Origin of the sequence: Danxiaibacter flavus (assembly GCF_041060425.1) — a bacterium.
Classification (GTDB): domain Bacteria; phylum Bacteroidota; class Bacteroidia; order Chitinophagales; family Chitinophagaceae; genus Danxiaibacter; species Danxiaibacter flavus.
Genome location: NZ_JAULBC010000006.1, coordinates 177319 through 200199, shown reverse-complemented (window position 1 = coordinate 200199; position 22881 = coordinate 177319). Strand labels below are relative to the sequence as shown.

The window sequence follows — 22881 nt, the reverse complement described above, 5'->3', positions numbered from 1 at the left end:
TTATGTGCTCACTTAATCCGTATCTAAAATACACCGATTTAGTGAAAATTTGTACTGCTATCAACCCAACCAGCGTTTATTTTTTAGCCTGTATAAATGCTACCACGTTAGCAATATCATTTGCTGAAAGACCAAGCACTGCAGGTTCCGGCATCAGGCTATAATCCATCTTTTTTCTATTCTTAATTTCGTCTTTCGGCAATGAATGCTTTACTCCTGCCAAATCTTTTACTACAACAGTCTTGCTGTCAGCAATGATAAAACCATAGACAGCCGTGCTGTCCTTCATGTTCACCAGCCACGGCTCGTATCCAAATTCAATTGCAGCACTCGGATGAATGATCGCATCAACAAGAGCCGTTTTATCCAGCTTCTTTTGAATAGCCGTAAGTTCCGGCCCTATATCGTGTCCTTCGCTATTTACGCGGTGACAGGTGGCACATTTCGAGGTAAATACCACATGGCCGTTCTCTGCATTGCCTGCGAGTGCAACAACATCATTTATGGAGAACTCAGCCTTGTCGTTTCTCCCTGCAAAATACTTGTCAGCCTGCACGCGCACACTCAAATCAGGATTTTTAAAGATCATTTTCCCGATAATTGTATCCAGGCCTGGTTCAAACTTATTATCAGCAAGCAGCCCCATAATCATTTGGCCGCCTATCGAATCATTAGCCATGTGCTGAAGTGCATCTTTTCTGTCAAACAATGTGAGATCCTTATTCAAAGCCTTGCCAGCCCATACTTTCATGGCCGCATATTTCTTTTCTTTATCCAGATCAAGCCCGGTCTTTTTCCAGTCTATCAGTGCATACCAATCATTGTCTTTTCTAAAGGACAGCCAGTATTTTGATTGCTCAGCGACATCCTGTAAAGGACTTTTGGCCAACACTAACATTGCATTGACAGCCGTTTTATCATTCACAAAAGCCAAAGCCGTTATAGCTGTCTTTCTTGCGTCGGCAGTAAGCGAACTGTCTTGCGCCCATTGCTGGAAGACGCCGGCTGCGGCTGCAGGATGAATTCGCCAAAGCACATCGGCAAGTTTCTTATTCCAGGAAGTACTTCCCTTTCCTAATGCGTTAATTATTTCAGGATATAATTCAGCACCATGTTGACCAACAGCTAAACCCAGCGCATACAAATACCACGGGTCATCACCATTGTAACCTTTTATCAACTGAAGAATCATCTGATGAGTCGAATCGAATGGCAGGTCACGAATCGCTATTGCAACCTCACGGCGTACCATTGACGAAGTATCATTCACAAGTTTCCGGCAGTAAGGCATCACATCTTTTCCTGTCTCTCTCAACGCACGAAATGCGGCTACACGCAATTGCGGATCGCCGTTATCAAGAATTTTCTCCGTTTCTGCAATACCACTGTTACCCAATTGAGACAGCAACCAAACTGCCCTCGCACGGTAATAAGGATTTGAAGCATTTAACAATGGCAATACTTTTGGTATAACGGACTCGCCTTGCTGTCTTAACTGATCAATTGCCCAGCCGCGCACATTAATGGCAGGGCTTTGCATTGCCTGTAACTGTCCTTCAGTGGTCGAAAAATCATATAAGGGCCTTTTTAATTTCTTATTTTTTGGAGCGATGCGGTAGATCCTTCCGTAGCCGGTAGAATCCTGCATGGCGTGGCCGCCGACAACCGGATCATACCAATCGGCAACGTAAATGGCGCCGTCGGTTCCAATCGCAACATCGCTCGGTCTAAACCACATTTTTTTATTGCTGTTTGCAGCCGAATCATTCCAGACATAATGGGTATTATCATCAGGAAGTGATGTAATAAAATTCAGCCTTTGTCCTTTCAATTCAAAGCCCGAGGCTTTTTGCAAAGGCTTGTAACCGAAGATTACATTCCTGCCAGCGTCGGCACTCAGCAACATTCCACAGTATTTCTCTCCCAAAGCGTCGCCTTCATTCATCACAATCCCTGTTGGAGCACCGGCACCACTGTTATCGCCCACATACATCACATCAGGATCATCCTGGTGCCATTGCGCAGTAAACATGTCCTGTCCGGGGCGCTGATCAGCCTGCCAGTAGCGTGAACCATCGTTGCTGAAATACCCGGCATTCCCCCCTTCCATCAGCCAGCTTGTGCGGCAGGTAAGCACCTGGTCATCATTATCGTTCTGCCAGAAATTTCCATAAGAGTCTACCGCCACTTCATAAGAGTTACGGAAATTATGCGCCAGCACTTTTAGTCCCGTACCATCAGGATTTATCCGCAGCGCCAATCCACCAACCCAAACTTTGCCGTCATCGCTTACCAGCCCGCTTTGATTTTTTGTATTATAAGGAGTTCCACCGGTATACACACTTCCTGACCGCAGCATAAAACCTGCTTTATCCTTTACCATGTGCGGACCTGCATTGCCCGTATTGAAATACCATTTTCCATCAGGGCCGGCAACGGTGGAATGTAACGAATGGTCATGGTCAAACCCACCAAATCCTGTTAGCAAAATTTCCTTTTTATCCGGTATATCATCACCGTTTTCATCAGTATAAACAATAAGATTGGGTGCGCAGGAAACAATCACTTTATTTCCTATAACAGCGATACCCAGGGGCGAAGTAAGATCCTTGTCCTGCACAAACACTTTAGATGTATCAGCTTTTCCATCGCCATCCCGGTCCTCCAGGATCATAACCCTGTCGCCCTTGCTATGATGGAGATGATGCACGGAATCGTTATTAAAACTACGGTAGTTTACAGCTTCGGTGATCCAGATGCGGCCTTTGCTATCCACATCCATATTGGTAGGATTGTACATCATGGGAGATTCTGCCCACAAAGTTGCTTCGAGGTCGTCGGGTAAATACAATCCCAATGGAGGTTCGGCAGGCTGTTTGTTGTTTTTGCATTGTGTTAAGCCCAACAGCAATGTGATAAGAAATGAAAAAGCAAGCAATCGTTTCATGTATGTTGGTTGTATAGGTATAGTTGAACAAAACGGTAAGACTACTTATCAGCCAAACACGCTTTTCATAAATGCCAGATTTTGCACATAGGCATCAACAACGGAAACATCCTTCGGCACGGCCCCCTCAATTTGCAGCCATCCCGAAAAACCAATTTCGTCAAGGGTGGTCCGTATTTTTCTGAAATCGAGGTCACCTTTGCCCAACAGATATCCGTTTTCCTTGCAATGACATTCGCAGATGTACTTACTGCCAAGCAGTTTTATTTCTTTGTAGATGTCATTACCCGCATCTGCAGCATTTCTAAAATCGTAATAAACTTTCAGGTTGTCCGAGCCTACTTTTTCAATAATATCGATATGTTCTTCTGCCGTCATGTACGACTCGATGCCAAGAATGATGTTTTGCTTTTCGGCCTTGGGCATCACCTTCTTCAGTTTTTCAATTACAGCCTTTTTCCCTTTATCATCATTCCGCAGATCATTTGCATAAAAGAAAGCCAGTAGAATTACTTTCGCGCCAATGTTGGCGGCTACATCAATGCTATCAGCCACCCATTCATCCGTGCGTGCATCGCTCTTGTAAGGAATATTGTTCAGTTCTGCCAACGCCAGGCCAGCTATAGATACACCTGTCTCCTTTGATTTTTGTAAATATTGTTGCTGCAAATTTTTGTCCCGCAACCGCATGTTATCACCTAATGATCCCATGTTTACCTGCACACCTTGCAACCTGATTTGTTTTGCCACATCAAATGCGCTTAAATTGCTGCTTTTGCCCAGGCTCCAGTCGCAGGCACCAATCTTATAGGCTGATTTATTGAAAGCAAAAGCCGGCGAAAATTTGTCAAGCAACAATGCGCCGGAAAAAAGTGCGGCATTTTTCAGGAGATGGCGGCGATTCATCATAAGCAACCGTTAGAATACTGAATATATAAAGTTTCAGGCAAAGAATAAAGTTTAATCGGGTCGAAACAACTGCCGCCTCATCTTTTGCCAGCCAGGTCAACGTTTTATCTCGTCTGCCATCTCCGCTCCCAAAACGTACCACGTATAACGTATAACTAACCACCTCACGCCTGAAACCTGATACCTGGCACCTGATACCTCTTCCCCCTTTGCTCTTTTGGCCTTACCTTAGCAACCTAATTCAAACAACTTTTAATATACAGCCATGGCTAAAGACAAGAAAAAACATTCGAAAGAAAAGTCCAAACACGATATATTAACCGATGACTCCCTGGAATTTTTAAGATCCTATATCAACAATGCCTCCCCCGTTGGGTTTGAAGCAAAGGGGCAAAAATTGTGGCTGGACTACCTGCAGCCGTATGTTGACACGCATTTTGTGGATCCCTACGGCACTGCGGTGGGAGTGATCAATCCCAGTGAGCCATTTAAAGTTGTAATAGAAGCACATGCTGATGAGATTAGCTGGTTTGTAAACTATATTAATGATCAGGGCCTGATCTACCTGAAACGCAATGGCGGTGTAGACCACCAGGTCGCACCTGCTAAAAGAGTGATCATTCATGGAAAAAAAGGACAGGTAAAAGCAGTTTTTGGATGGCCGGCTATCCACACAAGACTCGCCAGCAGTGAACAAAAAGAACCTCAACCAAAAGTGGAGAACCTTTTCCTGGACTGCGGCGCAAGAAATAAAAAAGAAGTTGAAGAACTAGGCATTCACATTGGCGCTGTTGTGACTTACGAAGAAGGCTTTGACGAACTGGCTTACGATTACTATATCGGACGTGCTTTGGATAACCGCATTGGCGGCTTTATGATTGCTGAGGTTGCCAGGTTACTTAAAGAAAATAAGAAGAAATTACCGTTCGGGCTTTATGTAGTAAATGCTGTTCAGGAAGAAGTTGGTCTTCGTGGCGCGGAAATGATTGCCCGCCGCATAAAACCGAATGTAGCTATCATTACAGACGTTACGCATGATACCCAGACACCAATGATCAACAAAACCATTGAAGGTGATGTTGCCTGCGGAAAAGGGCCTTCTCCTGCTTACGGTCCGGCAGTGCATAACAAACTGTTGAGCTTTGTTCAGGATGTGGCTGAGAAGAACGAAATTCAATTACAAATGCGCACCGTTAGCCGTAGCACAGGCACCGACACAGATAGCTTTGCTTACGCCAACGACGGCTGCCCAAGCGTATTGATATCTATACCGCTTCGCTACATGCATACAACTGTAGAAATGATCCATAAAAAAGATATTGAAAGCACCATCAGGCTGATGTATGAAACAGTTCTGGCATTAACGCCTACAACCAATTTGAGTTACCTGTAACACAGCAGGATCTAATAAAAAGAGATGTTTCGGCTTGAAACATCTCTTTTTATTTTGCCAAATCCGTCAAAAAAAAAGTGAAAGTAAATATTACTCCCACTCTACAACGATTGAAAACTACTGACCATTCTGGATTTTTCCTGCCTGGCGGCCCGTTTTATTTCAACACAAAAATAGTAGCCTGCACATTTCTTTTGTATTCCTTTAGATCAATAAAACATCCGGCAATTTTGTCCGGATTGATCCGCCTGAATAAAAATAGTGACCACTGTTTTTGGGCTATGCGTTATATTTGACGCCAATGAATAATGCTCGTCTCATACAGTATTTTACCGGATATTATTGGTCTTTACAAAAAGAAAAGAAATTCATCAAAGAACATTTTGAGCAGTTTCTCCGGAAAAAAGCAGACGAGTTAAACTATACCTTCAGCAAAGCCGACTGGAAGAAAACAACCGTCTACTACCCCTGTTTCACAGTTCTTGCTGGAGCAGAGAATTTTATTCTTTTAAAAGAAAAGAGAAAATTAAACGAGGAGGAAAGATACAGGTTAACTGCAGTCAGCATTATGTCGGGCTTATGTGACGATCTGATCGATGAAGAAAACTGGATGCCCGCACAGTTGTTTGACCTGCTTGACAACCGTCTTGAATCGCTGCCTTTATCACCAAAAGCAAAACTGATTCTTGCATTAAATGAAGCACTATACAAAACACATCGCCCGGATATTGTTTATGAAAAGCAGCTACGAACGGCGATATACTGGCAGGCAAGATCCCTCGATCAGCTCAATCCAGCGATAAGCACCGAAGAAATATTGCAGATCTCCAAAGAAAAAAACGGTCAGACTTCTTTGATGTTTTCTTACCTGCTGGATGAGGAATGGACCGAAATTGAGAAAGAGGTTATTGCACAATCAGGATTTCTCGGACAGCTTGTTAATGATACATACGACATTTTTAAAGACATCGGATCCGGCGTTCAAACCTATCTGCAACGATTTGAATCTTTGGTAGCAAGCGAGGATTTTTTTGTTGCTGAATGGAGAAAGCTTGTAACGCTGATCCGTGAAAGCAATGCTTCCAAACAGAATAAGCAACATTTGGTAAACCGTTTTGCTTGTGTTCACGGCTATGCGCTGGTTGCTTTTCATCAGTTCAGAGATCTTGAACAAAAATATGGCCGGCCGGTAAAATGGAGCGAAGCAACAAGAAAAGAGCTTGTGATCGATATGGAAAAATGGCCGACCAGGTGGCAATTGCTGAAGGCTATAAAAAAACTTAGTACTTTGTAGTTTACTGAAGCCGCAGACTATGTGTATTCACCAGTGCGTAATGGAAACATTAAACTTATGAACCTTTTTCTACTGTTCCCTGAAATACTCTCATTTAAAAAAGAAAGACAAGCCCAGCACCGTTATCTTGAAGAGACCATTATGCCCGGCTTCAGGGAACTGGAAAATGAATATCATGAACAGTTCGACACCTACCTCTGCCATAAAATATTCAAGTACTACGCTTTGTATGTCCCGGTTGTGATAGGGAATGGTTTTGCCCGGCTGCACGGTAGAGCGCTTTCTGAAAAAGAAAGACGCCTGTTGACGCTTCTTGGAATTGTCACACCTTTCTTCGATGACTTTTTTGATATTGAGCGGTTAAGCGAAGAAAAAATTCATGCTTTGTTTACCGATCCTTTCAATACGTCCGTTGATACGTTGATGCAGCAAGCATTTACACATTACGGGCGTGAAATACTATCCTCGGTTCCTGACAAACAATTCTTCCGCAACATTTCAGAAGAGGTTTTCAGGTCACAGATAGATTCGGCTTTGCAGGAAAGCAGTAAAATCTCTGTTGAAGAAAACAAAACACTCACCCGCAACAAAGGCGGTTATTCGCTGTTGTTCTACTATGCAGGAATGAATGTTGAGCGAAATGAAGCAATACAGGACGTAGTTTATAAAACGGGCGCTCTACTGCAACTTTGCAATGATATTTTTGATATTTATAAGGACATACAAAAAGGAATTTACACGTTACCCAGAAGTTATACGGACATAACACAATTGAAACTATATTTTCTGTCAGAGTATGATGAACTTATATTACGCGCCAATGCGTTACCATTGCCGAAACGTAATTTAGAGGCCTTTTTGCGGCGCCCGCAGTTTCTATTCGCGATGACGCTGGTATCACTCAATAACCTGTCTAAATTGCAGGCTAACACAAGCGGAACATTCACATGGGAAAATTGCAGCAGAAGTGAACTGATATGTGATGCAGAAAAGCTCTCCATACAGTTAAAATGGCTCAGGCAGTTAATGTCTTTATAGAATAAACCCGATAAATGAATTCGAGCAAATGATACAGAGGAAATACTTAACCCGTTTTGTTGCAGTTTTAGCGATGTTGCTTTTATATGCTTGTGTGTATTCGCAAAAAAGAACAAATGATTCCGTTCTCATTACTCAGCTTCTTAGCGAGATACAGGGCATGCAATCAACTGAAACAAGCAATGATTTTTATACCGGCTCCTTCCCTACTTACAGGCATTTTGCGGGATTTCCGCCAAACACAAAACCTGACTACGGCATTTTTTATACCGGCACAACTTGTTTTACACTGCAAACTATCAGCAAATACCTTTCATCAACTCAGCAACAGATCGCAACCACCATTTTACAAAACGCAGAAAAGGCTTACCCTTATTTTCAAAATAAAGATGGCAAGCCCATTTATTTTTTCTGGCCCACCGGTAAGCAAATAATGCCCAATACCTGGTTGGTTAAAAATATGACATCACTGATCTCTACAGCGGAGGACGCCGATGATACAGTGATAATTCTAATGAGCATGCTTCAGCAAAACGACAGCATCAACCGCCTGGCAAAAGCCATCATAGACTCATTTGCCAATACCAACCTTCGCAGTAACAAAAGTACCTACAAGAAATACAGTGATGTGGCTGCTTACAACACTTACCTTGGAAAAAATATGCACAGCGATTTTGATCTTTGCGTGCATGCAAACGTGTTATACTTTACTTACGCCAACAATATCCCGCTCACGAAATATGATACTGCAACCATTGAGCTCATTGCATCGATCTTAAAAAACAATGAACATATTTCAGATGGTGCATATGTAGCCCCTTACTACGTACGCAGACCAGTAATCTTATATCACCTGGCGAGACTGATCGGCGCTTTCAACATTCCGCAGCTCAGCACATATAAAGACACATTAATTCAGCAGATCAAGGATGAACTGGAATATTGCGAAATCCCCATGGATAAGGTGATCCTGCACACATCACTTCTCAGGCTCGGCGAAAAAACCGACAGCCTTGACATACAAAACATAAATGACATAACCCGGCAGGATGACAAGTTCATATTTTACCAGGCGCGGGCAGGCTCACAAATGAAACGCCCGTTCAAAAGAATGTTTTTGAACAACGGCATGCTCAACTACTATTTTTATTGCACGGCGTATAATAAGGCATTATTGCTGGAGTATTTGTGCCTGAGGGGAAAGTAGTGAATGGTGAATAATCAAAAAGTCAATAGTGAATGGTCAAAAGTGAAAGATGCAAGCAGGTTGATTAATTGTGGCAACTTACATTGGATCGGTTCTGCAATAAAAAAAGTGAATAGTCAATAGTGAAGGATGCAGGCAGGCTGATCAGTTGCGGTGACTTACACTGGATCGGTTCTGCAATAAAAAAAGTGAATAGTGAATAGTCAATAGTGAAGGATGCTGGCAGGTTGATTGGTTGCGGCATCTTGCATTGAATCGGTTCTGCAATAAAAAAAGTGAATAGTCAATAGTCAATAGTGAAAGATGCAGGCGGGTTGATTGGTTGGAGCAACTAACTTCTATCGGATCGCAAAAAAACAGCCACAGAGGAGTTAACCCATTCTGCGGCTGCTATAACTATCAGAATTGCTCTTTACCGAAATTTTCAATTATCAACTTTCAATTTTCAATTAAATCCATTTGCACATTCGCATATTCACTCATCCGCACATTTCAATTGTCCCCGCCTGAACGACGTCAGTCGGGCAGGAACTTTCAATTTTCAATTAAACAAAGCCATTTCCACCTTTCACTATTCACTATTGACCATTCACTATTTAATTCTGTCTTCCGGCGGAATCGTACATGGCTTCCCTTTTTCCGGACCACCGCCCTCTTCTTTTCTTTTACAGATCGGAGGCAATAATTTATAGCTGTCTTCTGTAGCTTTTACAGTATCAGCATCAAAACCCGCGTTGGCAATTGAAGTGCGCAGATAATCCAGCGTTATCCTGTCGGGATAATATTGAATACGGATGGTGCCCGTATTCATATAAACGTTCCACTTGATTATTCCTGCATCACCAGTGCCGCCGGTTTCTCTCAGGAGATATTTATCCAGGCGATCTTTACATTCCCAACATTTAAGCTGAGGAACGCTTATCGTTGCCCATTGCGTCTTATTCTGCATTACCTGAGCCTTCGCAGCAAAACCGCCGGCCACGAGGAGCAGACTTAATAATAGTTTTTTCATTTGGTCTTTTTTAAGATTTGAGATTTCAAATTTGAGATTTGAAATTTGAAATTATTGATCCTGATTGAAATTCTGAATTTTAATTGAACATCTATTGGTCTTAATCCTGTTTCTTAAAAAACGGACCGAACTTCGTGAAGCTGATTTATCGTCGGAATTTCAAATCTCAAATTTCAAATCTCCAATCCCCTACTTTCCCCAATTCGACGGATCTTCTCTCCATTGTAATAAAATCTGCTCATCATCCTTGCCTACAATGCCTTTCTCCAGCGCCAGCTCTATCAATGCGGGATAGTTGGTTAAAGATTTATAAGGCACGGCTGCAGTTTCAAAAGCCTTGTCAGCAACCGCAAACCCATAATTAAATATTGAGATCATTCCTATTACTTCAACTCCTGCAGCTTTGAGAACGTCCACAACCTGGAGGCTGCTTTTACCGGTTGAGATCAAATCTTCAACAACCACCACTTTCTGTCCCTTTTCGTAGGAGCCTTCAATCTGGTTACCCAGTCCATGCTCTTTAGGTTTCGGGCGTACATAAATGTATGGCAGTTTTAACTGGTCAGCAGCCATTGCACCCCAGGCAATACCGGCGGTAGCAACACCTGCGAGCATATCCGCATCAGGAAATGATTCAAAAATCACGTTACACATTTCGCTCTTCACAAAATCTCTTATATAAGGAAATGACAAAACTTTTCTGTTATCGCAATAAATCGGACTTTTCCAGCCGCTTGCCCAGGTAAAAGGCGCTGCGGGGCTTAGCCTAATGGCTGCAGCCTGTAATAATTTCTCTGCTACTGCTTTTGCGTTTGAAGACATAGGTGATTTTTAAGAGCCACGAAGATAGGGAGAAAGCGGAAAGCTTAAAGCCTAAAGCCTAAAACTGACGACTCAAATAAAACTCACCTGATAAATTGTTTTATAATAAACATATTTGCGGGCACAATCTCATTTTAGTCAGTAAATAGTTCTGGGCTTTGAGCTTTGAGCTTTGGGCTGTTTGCGAGCACAATCTCATTTTTAGTCAGCAAATAGTTTTAGGCCTTAGCTTTAGGCTTTGAACTTTGGGCTTTGAGCTATGAGCTTTGGGCTTTAAGCTGTTTGCGAGTACAATCTCATTTTCAGTCAGTAAATAGTTTTACGCTTTAAGCTTTAGGCTTTAAGCTTGATTTCCTACATTAGCCAGTCCAAAATTTATAATTCATGAAACCAATCATTATTGCTGCAGGCGGACTTGTTACAAATGAAAAAAACGAACTACTAATGATCTTCAGACGCGGAAAATGGGATTTACCCAAAGGCAAGCTGGATGAAGGAGAAAGCATTGAAGCGTGTGCATTAAGAGAGGTTCGCGAAGAAACCGGGTTGCAACAACTAGATTTATTGAATGAAGTTGGAATTACTTATCACGAATATTTCGATAAATTTACTAACGCAGATGTTATAAAAAGAACTCACTGGTACGCCATGAAAACTGTCACCGATCAAAACCTGACTCCACAAACTGAGGAAGATATTGAACAGATAGTATGGGCTGACAGAAAACAAATAGCAGATCATTTGACCAATAGTTACAAAAACATTGTCGAAATAATTGATAAGTATCTCAATTCCAGCAGCCGTTAATATTAACATCTTTCTTCCTGATATATTGTCTTGCTAAATGGCATGGCATTAGTGGAGTTTAATCAAACATTTACTCTGTTAAGGTTATATTATGAAGATAGCTTATATTTCTACACATCCCCCACGTAAATGTGGCTTAGCGACTTTTAATCAGAATCTTGTACAGGCAGTTTGGTCAAACGTAAATAACAACAATAATCTAAATGATTTTTTTGTTGTTGCGATGCACGATGGCGACGATGCGGAAGATTATGATTACCCCGAAGAAGTGAAATATATTATCAGGCAGGAAGAACAGCAGGATTACATAAATGCTGCCCAGTTTATTAATAACAGCGATGCTGATATATGTCTGCTTGAACACGAATTTGGAATTTTTGGCGGGCAAAGCGGAATTTATATTTTGCCACTGATCCACCGCATTAAGAAGCCACTTGTGTGCATTATGCATACAGTGCTGCAAAGCCCGAGTTATATACAGAAAGTGATTGTTAAGGAAATTGCAACCCATGCTGCAAAAATTGTGGTAATGACTAAACGTGCAGTTGACTTCCTTACAACGATCTACGATATCCCGTCTGATAAGCTCAGTATTATTGAACATGGCGTGCCTGATTTTGAATTGCCTGTTGTGAATCCATTTCAGCATTTGCCCACATTTCGCAATAAGAAGATCCTGCTCACTTTTGGCTTGCTAAGTAAGAACAAAGGGCTGGAAACAGTGATCAGAGCTTTACCCGCTATTGTAAAAAAACATCCTGATGTTATTTATGTTATACTTGGGAAGACACACCCCGCAGTGTTCAGAAGTTCCGGAGAGTCTTACAGAAACAGTATCCGTTTACTTGCAACGCAGTTGAAGGTTGATAAACACCTGATGTTCATCAACAATTTTGTTGGTGAAGATGAACTGATCAGTTACCTGGCAGCAACTGATGTTTATATAACGCCATACCTTAATGAAGCACAGATAACCAGCGGTACGTTGTCTTATGCAGTAGGTGCGGGTTGCGCTGTTGTATCAACGCCCTATTGGCACGCAGAAGAATTGTTGGCAGAAGGCAAAGGTGTGTTGTTTAACTTTAAGGACACTGAAGGCCTTGCAAATATTATTATAGATCTGTTGGAAAACGAGAATAAGATGCAGGGTATCAAGGACAAGGCGTTTAATTATGGACTTAACCTTCGCTGGCCCAAGATTGGTGGTGAATTTTTACAGGTTTTTGAAGAAGCGATCAATAATTGGAGCGATCTTAAAGAAGAAAGTGAATTACTGATCAATCTTGAACTGATGCCGGCATTCAGCATGGAACATGCATTGCGAATGACGGATGACACCGGAATAGTTCAACACGCTAAGTATGGAATTCCGAATCTTAAAGAAGGATATTGCCTGGATGATAACGCCAGGGCCTTGATTATGGCTCTTATGGCTTATCAGCAGTACAAAAGCACAGAAGCGCTGCGTGTGTTGCCTGTTTACCTGAGCTATATACATTATATGCTAAGAGAAGACGGTAACTTCCATAACTTCCTCAGCTTTAACCGCGAATATCTTGATGAAGTTGGTTCCGAAGATTCTTACGGCAGAACAATCTGGGCTTTGGGATTTCTTATTTATAATGCACCAAAGAATTCTTATAAAGAGTTTGCAGAAGAGTTATTCTATAAATCTATCATTCATTGCAGATCGCTGAAGCATCTAAGAGGTTCAGCTAACGCCATCATAGGTCTGTCGTATTTCTTAAAACTGCATCCGGACAATGAAGAGATGTTAACGCTGATGAATGAGTTGTGCGCTCCCCTTATTACTGCATATGAACGTAATGCAGATGACGACTGGGAGTGGTTTGAAGAAAAACTTACTTATGACAACGGTATTTTTCCACTTGCATTGTTGCACGCGGCAGAAATAACAGGTGATGAAAAAACAAAATCAATCGGGCTGACTTCGCTGAATTTTCTTGACGAACTTACGTTAAGTAAAGGCTATCTGAGTCCGGTCGGTAACGATGGCTGGCATTATCGCGGAGGAAGTTTACCGGTATTTGATCAACAAGCTATTGAAGTGATGGCGATGGTGCTTGTCTATTTCCAGGCTTACCAGCTTACTCATGACACATCTTACATCCAAAAAATGTTTACCAGCTATCTCTGGTTCCTGGGAGAAAACACATTGCGGGTTCCGTTGTACGATCCTGAAACAAAGGGTTGCTGCGACGGGTTACAGCCCAACGGCATAAACAGAAACCAGGGTGCGGAAAGCACATTGGCATATATTATTTCTCATCTCACCGTTCTTGAAGCATTTGAACTGGAATATCAATATAGTCATAAATTGCTGGATAAAACGAACAGCTGAACATTATGAGGATAGCCATCTTATCACCCGTTGCCTGGCGAACACCGCCACGGCACTACGGGCCATGGGAACAGATTGCTTCAAACATTGCGGAGGGCCTGGTTAAAAAAGGATTTGACGTAACATTGTTTGCCACGGAAGATTCTGTTACCAGCGGCAAGCTGGAGTCCGTTATCGAAAAAGGTTACGAAGAATCTGATCAGGATGCAAAAGTTGCTGAATGTCTTCACATAAGCCACCTGATGGAAAACAGCGATCGCTTTGACATCATCCACAATAATTTTGACTTTCTGCCTGTTACTTATTCTAAACTCATCCAAACGCCTGTTGTCACTACTATTCATGGTTTCTCATCGCAAAAAATTATTCCTGTTTATAAAAAATATAACGGACACTGCCACTATGTTTCAATCAGCAATGCAGACAGGAGCCCGGAGCTGGATTATATAGCCACGGTGTATAATGGCATTCAAACTGAATTATTCTCCTTTACCGAAAAGCCTTCTGATGACTTGTTATATTTTGGAAGAATACATCACGATAAGGGCACGGCTGAAGCAATTGAAATAGCCAAAAAAGCAAAGCGCAGGTTGTACATTGCCGGGCTTATACAGGACAAAAATTATTACGAAGAGAAGATCCTTCCTCAGATTGACAATGAGCAAATCATTTATATTGGAAGTGCAGGCCCCCAAAAAAGGAATGAGCTGTTGGGAAACAGTTATGCATTATTGCATCCCATCAATTTCAAAGAGCCTTTCGGGCTCAGCGTTGCAGAGGCCATGCTGTGCGGCACACCGGTAATTGCTTTCAATAAAGGCTCAATGCCGGAATTAATTGAAGATAAAAAAACCGGCTTTTTGGTTTCTTCTGTTGACGAGGCAGCAGAAGCCGTTCAACAGGTTCCATCCATCAAAAGAATAGACTGCCACAATCACGTAGTCAAAAATTTCAGCCAGGAGAAAATGGTGAATGATTACGTGAAAGTGTATGAGAAGCTATGCAATTTTTAGGTTTTTGAGGTTTGACCCCGGTTGAGTGCAAGCCCGGCAATATAATTCAGAAAGGCAAAAGAAATCGACGCAATGCAAAAGCCTCTGAAGAACAACACCTTAAGCATTTTACTACCAAAATTCGACATTCGTCTACACAATCCGGGAGCATTTGATTTGATGAAAAAAGGAGCTGAGTTTAATTTTGCAGTTCTATAGGTTAATACCCCTTCAGGGTAACAAATCCAGCTCCTTCTTTTTAGTGGGGGCTCTTTCGTTTACGATTGCAAACTTACATCATTTATCAATCACCATCTTCCTTTAATCTTTTCAGCAATGCATGGAGATCCACTGTGATAAACGAAGCAGAATAATCACTTAAGCCGTATGGTATAATCAGATCCTTATTATTATTGATATATGAGCCGCATGAATAAACCACGTTCGGCACATATCCTTCACGCTCATCATCGTTCGGTACAAGCAGTGGCTGTTTCAGGTGACCAATTAGTTTGGAAGGGTTCTCCAGGTCAAGCAGACAGGCGCCGAGGCTATATCTCCGCATTGGCCCTACTCCGTGAGTGATCACCAGCCATCCGTCTTCTGTCTTTAACGGAGAACCACAATTACCTATCTGTATAAATTCCCATGGATATTTTGGCGGTTGCAGCAATTGCGGATCATCCCACAGTCCGATATTTTTTGAATACATAATATAATTGTTCCAGCCATCAATGCGTGAAAGCATCGCATATTTACCGTTGATCTTTTCAGGAAACAGCGCCAGGTTTTTATTTTGCGCACCGTTGCCATATAAAGGCCTTACTTTAAAGTGATAAAAATCTTTCGTCTCTAAAAGTTTCGGCAGAATGATAGTTCCGTCGTAAGCGGTATAGGTCGCGTAGTACCTGATTTCACCACTTTCATCAAAAAACTTAACAAAACGTGCATCTTCAATGCCCTTGCTTTCAAATTCAGAAATAGGAAAAATTACTCTGTCAGAGATATCAGTATCAAGCGAAAACTGGATCTCATGATATGAATCAGACAGCCACAAGATTTTTTCGTATTCAAGTTTTGTAAGATCATCATCAGCAAGATGCTGCGAATCGACTACAAATTTTTTAAGTCGTTTGTATTCAAAATGCTCATCCAGTTTACTTTCCGCCTCACTTAAAATATTAAGATTGATTTTGGCCTCGAGTGCCTTTTTGAGGAATAGCTTTTTATTGTAGATGGAATTTCTCACAACTTCTGCTTCATCAATATATTCACCCGCCGGAATAACAGTGATATCATTATTAGCGTCTACGATCGCGCGCCGGAAAACAATGGAAGAAATATGTCCTTCACCCACCGCCCTAAAACTAATGATCAATCTTTTCTGACCTTCGGTAAGCTCTGTCTGATCAGGATCTTCTATAATGGAAGGATTAAAAAAAGCAGCGGATTCAATGGAATATTCGTGTGTGAAGTAAGAACCAATAAGTAGTTTTCTGTGACGGGAAAGTTCCTCTGCGTCAATATTAAGCTGCTTGAATATAGCATCAAGCTTTTTACAGTGCCGTTCAAAAACGCGGGTTATATTTCTGTGTCGCTTTGAAAATTCCTGTAACAGTGGAATGACAATGGAATATACTTCTTCTTCGCTCAAAGCCATTACCCGTTGGATCAGGCTCTTGGCCCGGTCAATGTCCGAGAAAAAAAAGCGTGCAATTACGCGTGAGGAGTCAGGGTATACTTTAATGTCCTTTCGTTCAATTGGTATACGCATAAATCAATCTTTTGCATGAATGATTAATTTATTCTCAAATTGTATTCCAATATAAGCTTTAAAGCGCAAAGACCAAAGTCAAACGTTTAAACCGGGCAGCGAAGGTTTGATACCAAAATATGCAAAAGCCCACTAGATCAGGCTTAACCCTGATTTAACAGTAAGGGAGCGCTAGACTCCAAGCTTCAGACTTTCGATCACCACCCTGGGGAGGAACGGAGAAGCGTCGCCGTCATTTTTTAAGATATCCCTGATAATGGTAGAAGCGATGGATGTGTATTGCGGCTCACAGGTAAGGAAAATAGTTTCAATATTTTTGTCCAGTGTCCTATTGGCATCCGCGATGGTCTTTTCGTACTCAAAATCGTTTACGAACCTGATGCCACGTAAAATATACCTTGCGCCGATTTTGTTGCAATAGTTCACGGTTAATCCTTCATAAACGCCAACTTCTATTTTAGGTTCATCCTTGTATATTTCCTTAAACCAGGTAAGGCGTTGCTCCGGACTGAACATGGGAGATTTTGCGGAATTTATTCCAATTCCCACGACTATCTTGTCAAATAGAGAGAGCGCCCGGTTTATGATGTCTACATGTCCAAGCGTAACGGGATCAAATGTGCCGGGGAACAAGCAAATGCGTTGCATGTTTTTCAAATATTATTTGGTCAAAGTTCGAATAAAAACAAATGATCAGGCTTACCGGTTTTGAACGGTTACTGATCTCAGCTCGTTACTGCTCCGGATATTAGTTGCATCACGCACAGGTAAAATGCATCCAATTACTCCTGGCGGTTAGCCAAAAGATAAAGCGCAGCCATTCTCACAGCAACACCATTTTCAACCTGGTTAAGAATAATGGAGAAAGGACCATCTGCAACATCACTATCCAGTTCCACACCTCTGTTGATGGGACCCGGGTGCATGATCACGATTTCTTTTTTCAGACTTTCCAATAATCGCCTGTTGATGCCATACGCAATATTGTATTCACGCAGCGACGAGAACAGCGGTTGATTCTGACGCTCCAGTTGAATGCGCAACACGTTGGCCACATCGCACCATTCAAGCGCCTTTTTAATATTATATTCAACACGAATGCCGAAGGCATCGGTAATATATTTAGGAATTAGTGTAGGGGGCCCGGCGACCATTATCTCTGCTCCCATTTTTGTTAGCAGGTAAATATTGCTAAGTGCAACGCGGCTATGCATAATATCACCGATAATGGCAACTTTTAATCCCTCCAGTCTGCCGGTTTTTTCCCTCATGGAAAAAGCGTCCAGCAATGCCTGGGTGGGGTGTTCATTAATTCCATCACCGGCATTAATAATGGCTGCAGGAATATGTTTTGCAAGAAAATGCGGGGCACCGCTTGCACTGTGGCGCATTACCACCATATCTACCTTCATGCTTAGGATATTATTCACTGTATCCAGCAACGTTTCCCCTTTTGCAGCTGATGAGCTGCTTGCCGCAAAATTCAGCACATCAGCAGAAAGGCGTCTTTCAGCCAGCTCAAATGACATTCTGGTGCGTGTTGAATTCTCGTAAAAAAGATTAACGATTGTTACATCTCTTAAAGAAGGTACTTTCTTAACCGGTCTCTGTAAAACCTCTTTGAATTGTTCTGCCGTTGAGAGAATAAGATTGATATCATCTTTAGTAAGATCCTTGATACCAAGCAGATGTCGTGTAGATAGTTCCATTAAAGTGCGAAGATATAGGAATTCAAGTTTAGTTTGCGTGCCCTTCAATTTTTTTGTCCAACTTGCGCCTGCGTACTAAAGAATAACAAAGCCGGAACCTGTTTGTTCCGGCTAAAAAAAATATTCAATTAAGATTTATTTCAACGAGGATGAATGACGAAAGTGTAAGCTAAATTTATTTCCCATTAATTATCGTCGCAAATTCTAAATCAGCGGCTTGCCTCTTTCACTATTCACTATTGACTCCCCTACATCAACACCACCTCATCCTTATCTCCTTTCTGTTTCCAGCGTACAATTACTTTCTGGGAAGAAAATGTGTCAATGGCAGCACCAACATAATCAGCATGAATAGGAAGTTCCCTGCTAAAACGACGATCAATCAGCACGCAAAGCTCAACTGTAGATGCACGACCAAAATCAAGTAATGCATCGAGCGCTGAACGGATCGTGCGACCCGTCCATAAAACATCATCAATGATTACAACATGTTTATTCTCAATGCTGAACGGAATATCTGTAGCATTTGCCACATGCAGGCTTTTACGCACATCATCACGATAAAATGTGATATCAAGCTTACCGTATTGTATTTTTTTATCCCCAATAATTGTCTTTAGTTCCTCTACAATCCTGTCACTCAGATAGATTCCTCTTGGCTGAATACCGATGATCACCGTATTATCCAGGTTCAAATGATTTTCATATATCTCGTATGCCAGCCTTTTAATAGATAATGCTACTTGCTGCTCTGTAAGAATTGCTTTCAACTATATTCAATTTTGCACTAAAGTAAATAAAAATGTCTGATGTAAAATTCAGAGCTTCCTTATTTAAAGGAGTGGGTAGTACAGGATGTATACTGCCTGGTTTCCGGAATTAATCATTCAATACTTCGATTATTTGAAATGTTTTAGTGCCGGCAGGAACATCCCAGGTAACCTGCTGACCTTTCTTAAAACCAATAAGAGCAGTACCTATGGGTGCCAGAACTGAAATTTTTCTTTGCTTGATATCTGCAGATTCGGGCAATACCAAAATCAGATCGGTGACCTTACCTGTACCTTCATCTTTAATTTTAACCTTTGAATTTAATCTAATGACATCTAAGGGCATGTCATCTTTTTCTACAATTTCAGCCCGGCTAAGTTCATGCAATAAACCTGATGCACTTCCTTTTTCTCCAGCCGTAAAAGGATTCGGACCTTCAGCATAGCGCATTAACAGGTGATATTCTTCTTTTAATAAATAAAGTGTGCTTGCAGAGTTCATATGTATTGTTTTACGTTAAAAAATTGATTATTAAATATTTACAGCCAGTTGTGGACAATTGGAATCAGCTTTGTCCTGATCTTTTTCGAGGTTTTTCTTTATCGCCGGCTTTGTATAACGCTATCAGTAGCAGTGGCACTGCTGGCAACAGTAACCAATACCATGTTGGATTGATGTAGCCAACTTTAAGAATGGCTCCATTTATCAATATCATTACAACAAAAACGGACTTATTTACGTAGGGTAAATTTTGATTAACACTCACGGCAAGCAATATTTAAAATATGGAATGAAAACAGGTAGAACCGTCCCCGGACCTACATTTATAATATTGCTACAAAGGCCGGGGCTTACTTATCCAAGTCTTTAAAGGAGGAATAAAAGCGAGGTCGATTATAAAAAGTGCTTACAGCCGGGCACAACCATAGCAGGGATGCTGCTTGCGCAAAACGATGAATGGCCATAATATAGTAAGCACGATAAATCATATCTATTGGCAAAATAACACATAATATTAATAGCCCATTAAATTTTTAGTTTTCTCTGGTCATTTTAACAAACAGTTTATCAAATCACATAAGTTTGGTGCGATTGGTAATTAAATGCCCAACCATCTACATCTTATGCACATTAAAGGCTTTTTAAAATAAAGGCCATTACTTTTGAGTTATTACAGCTAAACTTTTTTAACATGAGAATGAGATTAACAGGATGTTTGTTTTTGTTGGCCGCTTTGGCAAGTTGCGGCGGAAACAAAGGAGAAGAAAAAAATGCAAAGAGCGATTCTACTGCAAAAGTTACCCAGCCGGTTCCGGGTGGACCTTTTAAAATGGATAGCTCCAAAAGATATATTTATTTAACCTGGGATGATGCGCCTCAGCCTCCGGGAACTAATATTTGCAAACAAATTTTTCAGCAACAGGGTGTAAAAGCCACCTTCTTTATGGTTGGCATGCACCAGTTTGATCCGAGACGCAAAAGAATAGTGGACAGCCTGCGCAATGCCTATCCGCAATTTCTGATAGCAAACCACAGTTATACGCACGGCTTTCAAAACAACTATAAGCATTTTTATACGCATGTAGATAGTGCTTTAAAGGACTTTTCAAAAGCACAGGAAGAATTGAAAGTGCCACTGAAAATAGTTAGACTACCGGGTAACAACTCATGGGTTGGCAAAGGTGAAATACGCGGCCCGAAATCAACGCTTGCAGTTTGTAAAGGGCTTGACTCCTTAGGATACAAAGTAATCGGATGGGATATTGAATGGCAATTTAAAGGTGGTTCTACGCCTGTTCAGGGTGCAGACGAAATGGTAAGAATGGTTAATGCAAAATTTGACAACGAAACAAGCAATGAAGAAAACACAATTGTAATTCTTGCTCACGACAGAATGTTTGCAAAACCACAATATGCAGATTCGCTGACAAAGTTCATCGCAACTTTAAAACAAGATCCGCGGAACGTGTTCGAAACGATCGACCACTACCCGTTGGTACAGAGAAAATAATTTCGAGAGGCCGGAAGTTGATTCCGGCCTCTTTATTTATGAGTCAATAGTCAATGGTGAATAGTGAAAGGTGCAACAACCTACCTATCGTCGGGCCCGTTACCAAGTACGATTTACGAAGTACGAAGTACCCGGTCTTAAACCGGTTCATTTTTTTCAACATCTCATGCCTTGTACCTTAAACGCCATACCATCCTCTCGTCAAGTACGATTTACGAAGGACGAAGTACCTAATTTTAAACCCGCTCATTTTTTTCAACATCTCATGCCTTACACCTCATTCCTTATACCTTATACCTTATACCTGATACCTGACACCTGATACCTGACACCTGATACCTGACACCTGATACCTCACCCTCCCCTATTTTCAATTCTCCATTATCAATTTTCAATTTCCGCTCTCCTATCTTTGCAACCATGAAAGTTTTTAAGTTCGGCGGCGCCAGCGTTAGCAATATAGAGCGTATTCAATACCTCAAACATATCTTTTCCCTTTATAAAGATGAAAATTTGATGGTGATAGTTTCAGCGATGGGTAAAACAACCAATGCGCTGGAAAAAGTGGCAGAGGCTTTTTTTGCAGGGAACAAAGACGAGGCTCTTCAGCTATTTACAATTGTCAAGAATCAGCATATTAATACGGCAAAGTATTTATTGGTAACACATTTTAATGCCTGCCTTGAAACGTTATCTGATTTCTTTACTGAAGTTGAATGGTTGCTGCACGATAAGCCTGTGCGGAATTATGATTACTACTATGATCAGATCGTTTGTATTGGGGAAATGTTAAGTACTGTTATTGTCAGCCACTACCTGAATGAAGTAAGCATCAATAACGAGTGGATGGATGTACGCGACATTCTCCGGACCGATAATAACTTTAGAGATGCAGGCGTCAACTGGGATTTTACCGGGAGGCGCGTAAAAGACAGGGTTTTACCAGCACTGCAAAAGAATGGCATTGTACTTACCCAGGGATTTATTGGCAGCACAGATGAAAATGAAAGCACTACACTCGGACGTGAAGGCAGTGATTATACGGCGGCAATATTTGCCAACCTGTTAGATGCAAAAGGACTATACATTTGGAAAGATGTAGAGGGCGTAATGAGTGCTGACCCCAAAGCTTTTCCTGATGCAACTTTTATTGAACAACTGAGTTTTGATGAAGTAATTGAAATGGCCTATTACGGTGCACAGGTCATTCACCCCAAGACCATCAAGCCGCTTCAAAACAAAGGCATTCCACTGCATGTAAAATGTTTTCTCGATCCGCAGTTGCCCGGCACAACAATCAGCAGCAAAAGAGCGAAAAATCTCCCTCCGATCATTATTCAAAAGAACAACCAGGTATTGGTGCATTTACATACAAAAGATTTTTCTTTTGTTGGCGAGCAGCCAATGAGCGATTTATATGAATTGTTCGGCGGAATAAAAATAAAACCCAACCTGATTCAAACAGGTGCGATAAGCATACAGCTGTGCCTGGATGATCGTGAAGATAAAATAAACCAGTTAGCTACTTCCTCAGCCGATATTTTCGATGTGCAGATTGAAAAGGACCTTGAGTTGCTTACGATCCGTCATTTCAACAAAGAACTTGTCGACGGAATGACCCGGGGCAGAAGCATCGTTCTTTTACAACAAACACCGGTTACGGTGCAGTTGGTGATGAAGGCGTGAATAGTGAATGGTCAATAGTGAAAGGTGATACAGCGCGATTGAATTTAATCTTGCTCATAATGTAACAATAAAAAAGGATCGATAAATCTCACTTTTACCGATCCTTTTTATTTATAATTTCTGACTTGAATTTCTTAAGGCCTGTGT

19 protein-coding genes are annotated in these 22881 nt (G+C 41.4%); 9 read left to right on the top strand and 10 right to left on the bottom strand.

Annotated features, from left to right (window positions below):
- Window positions 1-76 precede the first annotated feature (76 nt).
- A complete protein-coding gene (locus QTN47_RS18025) occupies window positions 77-2947 on the bottom strand; it encodes a PVC-type heme-binding CxxCH protein (RefSeq protein ID WP_369330804.1) in 2871 nt (956 codons plus the stop codon).
- Window positions 2948-2995: 48 nt separating this feature from the next.
- Window positions 2996-3856, bottom strand: coding sequence for a sugar phosphate isomerase/epimerase family protein (locus QTN47_RS18020; RefSeq protein WP_369330803.1), 861 nt, complete (start codon window positions 3854-3856; stop codon window positions 2996-2998).
- 265 nt (window positions 3857-4121) lie between these two features.
- On the opposite strand from QTN47_RS18020, the gene QTN47_RS18015 reads away from it, so the two are divergent.
- The 4 genes from QTN47_RS18015 to QTN47_RS18000 all read left to right on the top strand — a co-directional run bounded on the left by QTN47_RS18015 (window position 4122) and on the right by QTN47_RS18000 (window position 8788).
- Complete coding sequence (locus QTN47_RS18015; protein WP_369330802.1) at window positions 4122-5249, top strand: M42 family metallopeptidase; 1128 nt, start codon at window positions 4122-4124, stop codon at window positions 5247-5249.
- Between the two features lie 301 nt (window positions 5250-5550).
- The gene (locus QTN47_RS18010; protein WP_369330801.1) at window positions 5551-6543 is read left to right on the top strand and encodes a hypothetical protein; all 993 of its coding nucleotides are present in this window, start codon (window positions 5551-5553) and stop codon (window positions 6541-6543) included.
- 57 nt (window positions 6544-6600) lie between these two features.
- A complete protein-coding gene (locus QTN47_RS18005) occupies window positions 6601-7581 on the top strand; it encodes a class 1 isoprenoid biosynthesis enzyme (RefSeq protein ID WP_369330800.1) in 981 nt (326 codons plus the stop codon).
- A 28-nt stretch (window positions 7582-7609) separates the two neighbouring features.
- The gene (locus tag QTN47_RS18000) at window positions 7610-8788 is read left to right on the top strand and encodes a hypothetical protein (RefSeq protein WP_369330799.1); all 1179 of its coding nucleotides are present in this window, start codon (window positions 7610-7612) and stop codon (window positions 8786-8788) included.
- Between the two features lie 592 nt (window positions 8789-9380).
- On the opposite strand, the gene QTN47_RS17995 is transcribed toward QTN47_RS18000, so the two are convergent.
- Together QTN47_RS17995 and pyrE are read right to left on the bottom strand one after the other, a co-directional pair.
- Window positions 9381-9800, bottom strand: a complete 420-nt coding sequence (locus QTN47_RS17995; RefSeq protein WP_369330798.1) for a hypothetical protein — start codon at window positions 9798-9800, stop codon at window positions 9381-9383.
- Window positions 9801-9989: 189 nt separating this feature from the next.
- Entirely contained in the window at window positions 9990-10622 is a 633-nt protein-coding gene (gene pyrE / locus QTN47_RS17990; RefSeq protein WP_369330797.1) for an orotate phosphoribosyltransferase, read from the bottom strand.
- A 384-nt stretch (window positions 10623-11006) separates the two neighbouring features.
- Here pyrE and QTN47_RS17985 point away from each other — a divergent pair, with 384 nt between their 5' ends.
- The 3 genes from QTN47_RS17985 (at window position 11007) to QTN47_RS17975 (ending at window position 14804) form a co-directional block, all read left to right on the top strand.
- Window positions 11007-11429 carry an NUDIX hydrolase gene (locus QTN47_RS17985; RefSeq protein WP_369330796.1) on the top strand — a complete coding sequence of 141 codons (423 nt, stop codon included), beginning with the start codon at window positions 11007-11009 and terminating at the stop codon, window positions 11427-11429.
- Between the two features lie 91 nt (window positions 11430-11520).
- Window positions 11521-13791, top strand: a complete 2271-nt coding sequence (locus QTN47_RS17980) for a glycosyltransferase family 4 protein (protein WP_369330795.1) — start codon at window positions 11521-11523, stop codon at window positions 13789-13791.
- A 5-nt stretch (window positions 13792-13796) separates the two neighbouring features.
- Window positions 13797-14804 carry a glycosyltransferase family 4 protein gene (locus QTN47_RS17975; protein WP_369330794.1) on the top strand — a complete coding sequence of 336 codons (1008 nt, stop codon included), beginning with the start codon at window positions 13797-13799 and terminating at the stop codon, window positions 14802-14804.
- Between the two features lie 283 nt (window positions 14805-15087).
- Here QTN47_RS17975 and QTN47_RS17970 read toward each other — a convergent pair whose 3' ends face one another.
- The 6 genes from QTN47_RS17970 to QTN47_RS17945 all read right to left on the bottom strand — a co-directional run bounded on the left by QTN47_RS17970 (window position 15088) and on the right by QTN47_RS17945 (window position 19803).
- A complete protein-coding gene (locus QTN47_RS17970) occupies window positions 15088-16557 on the bottom strand; it encodes a glycoside hydrolase family 130 protein (RefSeq protein WP_369330793.1) in 1470 nt (489 codons plus the stop codon).
- A 171-nt stretch (window positions 16558-16728) separates the two neighbouring features.
- Window positions 16729-17205, bottom strand: a complete 477-nt coding sequence (gene coaD / locus QTN47_RS17965; RefSeq protein WP_369330792.1) for a pantetheine-phosphate adenylyltransferase — start codon at window positions 17203-17205, stop codon at window positions 16729-16731.
- A gap of 134 nt (window positions 17206-17339) precedes the next feature.
- Window positions 17340-18266 (bottom strand): aspartate carbamoyltransferase catalytic subunit, encoded by a 927-nt coding sequence (locus QTN47_RS17960; protein WP_369330791.1) that lies wholly within the window; start codon window positions 18264-18266, stop codon window positions 17340-17342.
- 248 nt (window positions 18267-18514) lie between these two features.
- Window positions 18515-19036 (bottom strand): bifunctional pyr operon transcriptional regulator/uracil phosphoribosyltransferase PyrR, encoded by a 522-nt coding sequence (gene pyrR / locus QTN47_RS17955; protein ID WP_369330790.1) that lies wholly within the window; start codon window positions 19034-19036, stop codon window positions 18515-18517.
- 109 nt (window positions 19037-19145) lie between these two features.
- Window positions 19146-19538, bottom strand: coding sequence for a GreA/GreB family elongation factor (locus QTN47_RS17950; protein ID WP_369330789.1), 393 nt, complete (start codon window positions 19536-19538; stop codon window positions 19146-19148).
- Between the two features lie 64 nt (window positions 19539-19602).
- Window positions 19603-19803 carry a hypothetical protein gene (locus QTN47_RS17945; RefSeq protein ID WP_369330788.1) on the bottom strand — a complete coding sequence of 67 codons (201 nt, stop codon included), beginning with the start codon at window positions 19801-19803 and terminating at the stop codon, window positions 19603-19605.
- 426 nt (window positions 19804-20229) lie between these two features.
- On the opposite strand from QTN47_RS17945, the gene QTN47_RS17940 reads away from it, so the two are divergent.
- Window positions 20230-21048 carry a polysaccharide deacetylase family protein gene (locus tag QTN47_RS17940; RefSeq protein WP_369330787.1) on the top strand — a complete coding sequence of 273 codons (819 nt, stop codon included), beginning with the start codon at window positions 20230-20232 and terminating at the stop codon, window positions 21046-21048.
- A 420-nt stretch (window positions 21049-21468) separates the two neighbouring features.
- Window positions 21469-22734 carry an aspartate kinase gene (locus QTN47_RS17935; protein ID WP_369330786.1) on the top strand — a complete coding sequence of 422 codons (1266 nt, stop codon included), beginning with the start codon at window positions 21469-21471 and terminating at the stop codon, window positions 22732-22734.
- Window positions 22735-22881 lie beyond the last annotated feature (147 nt).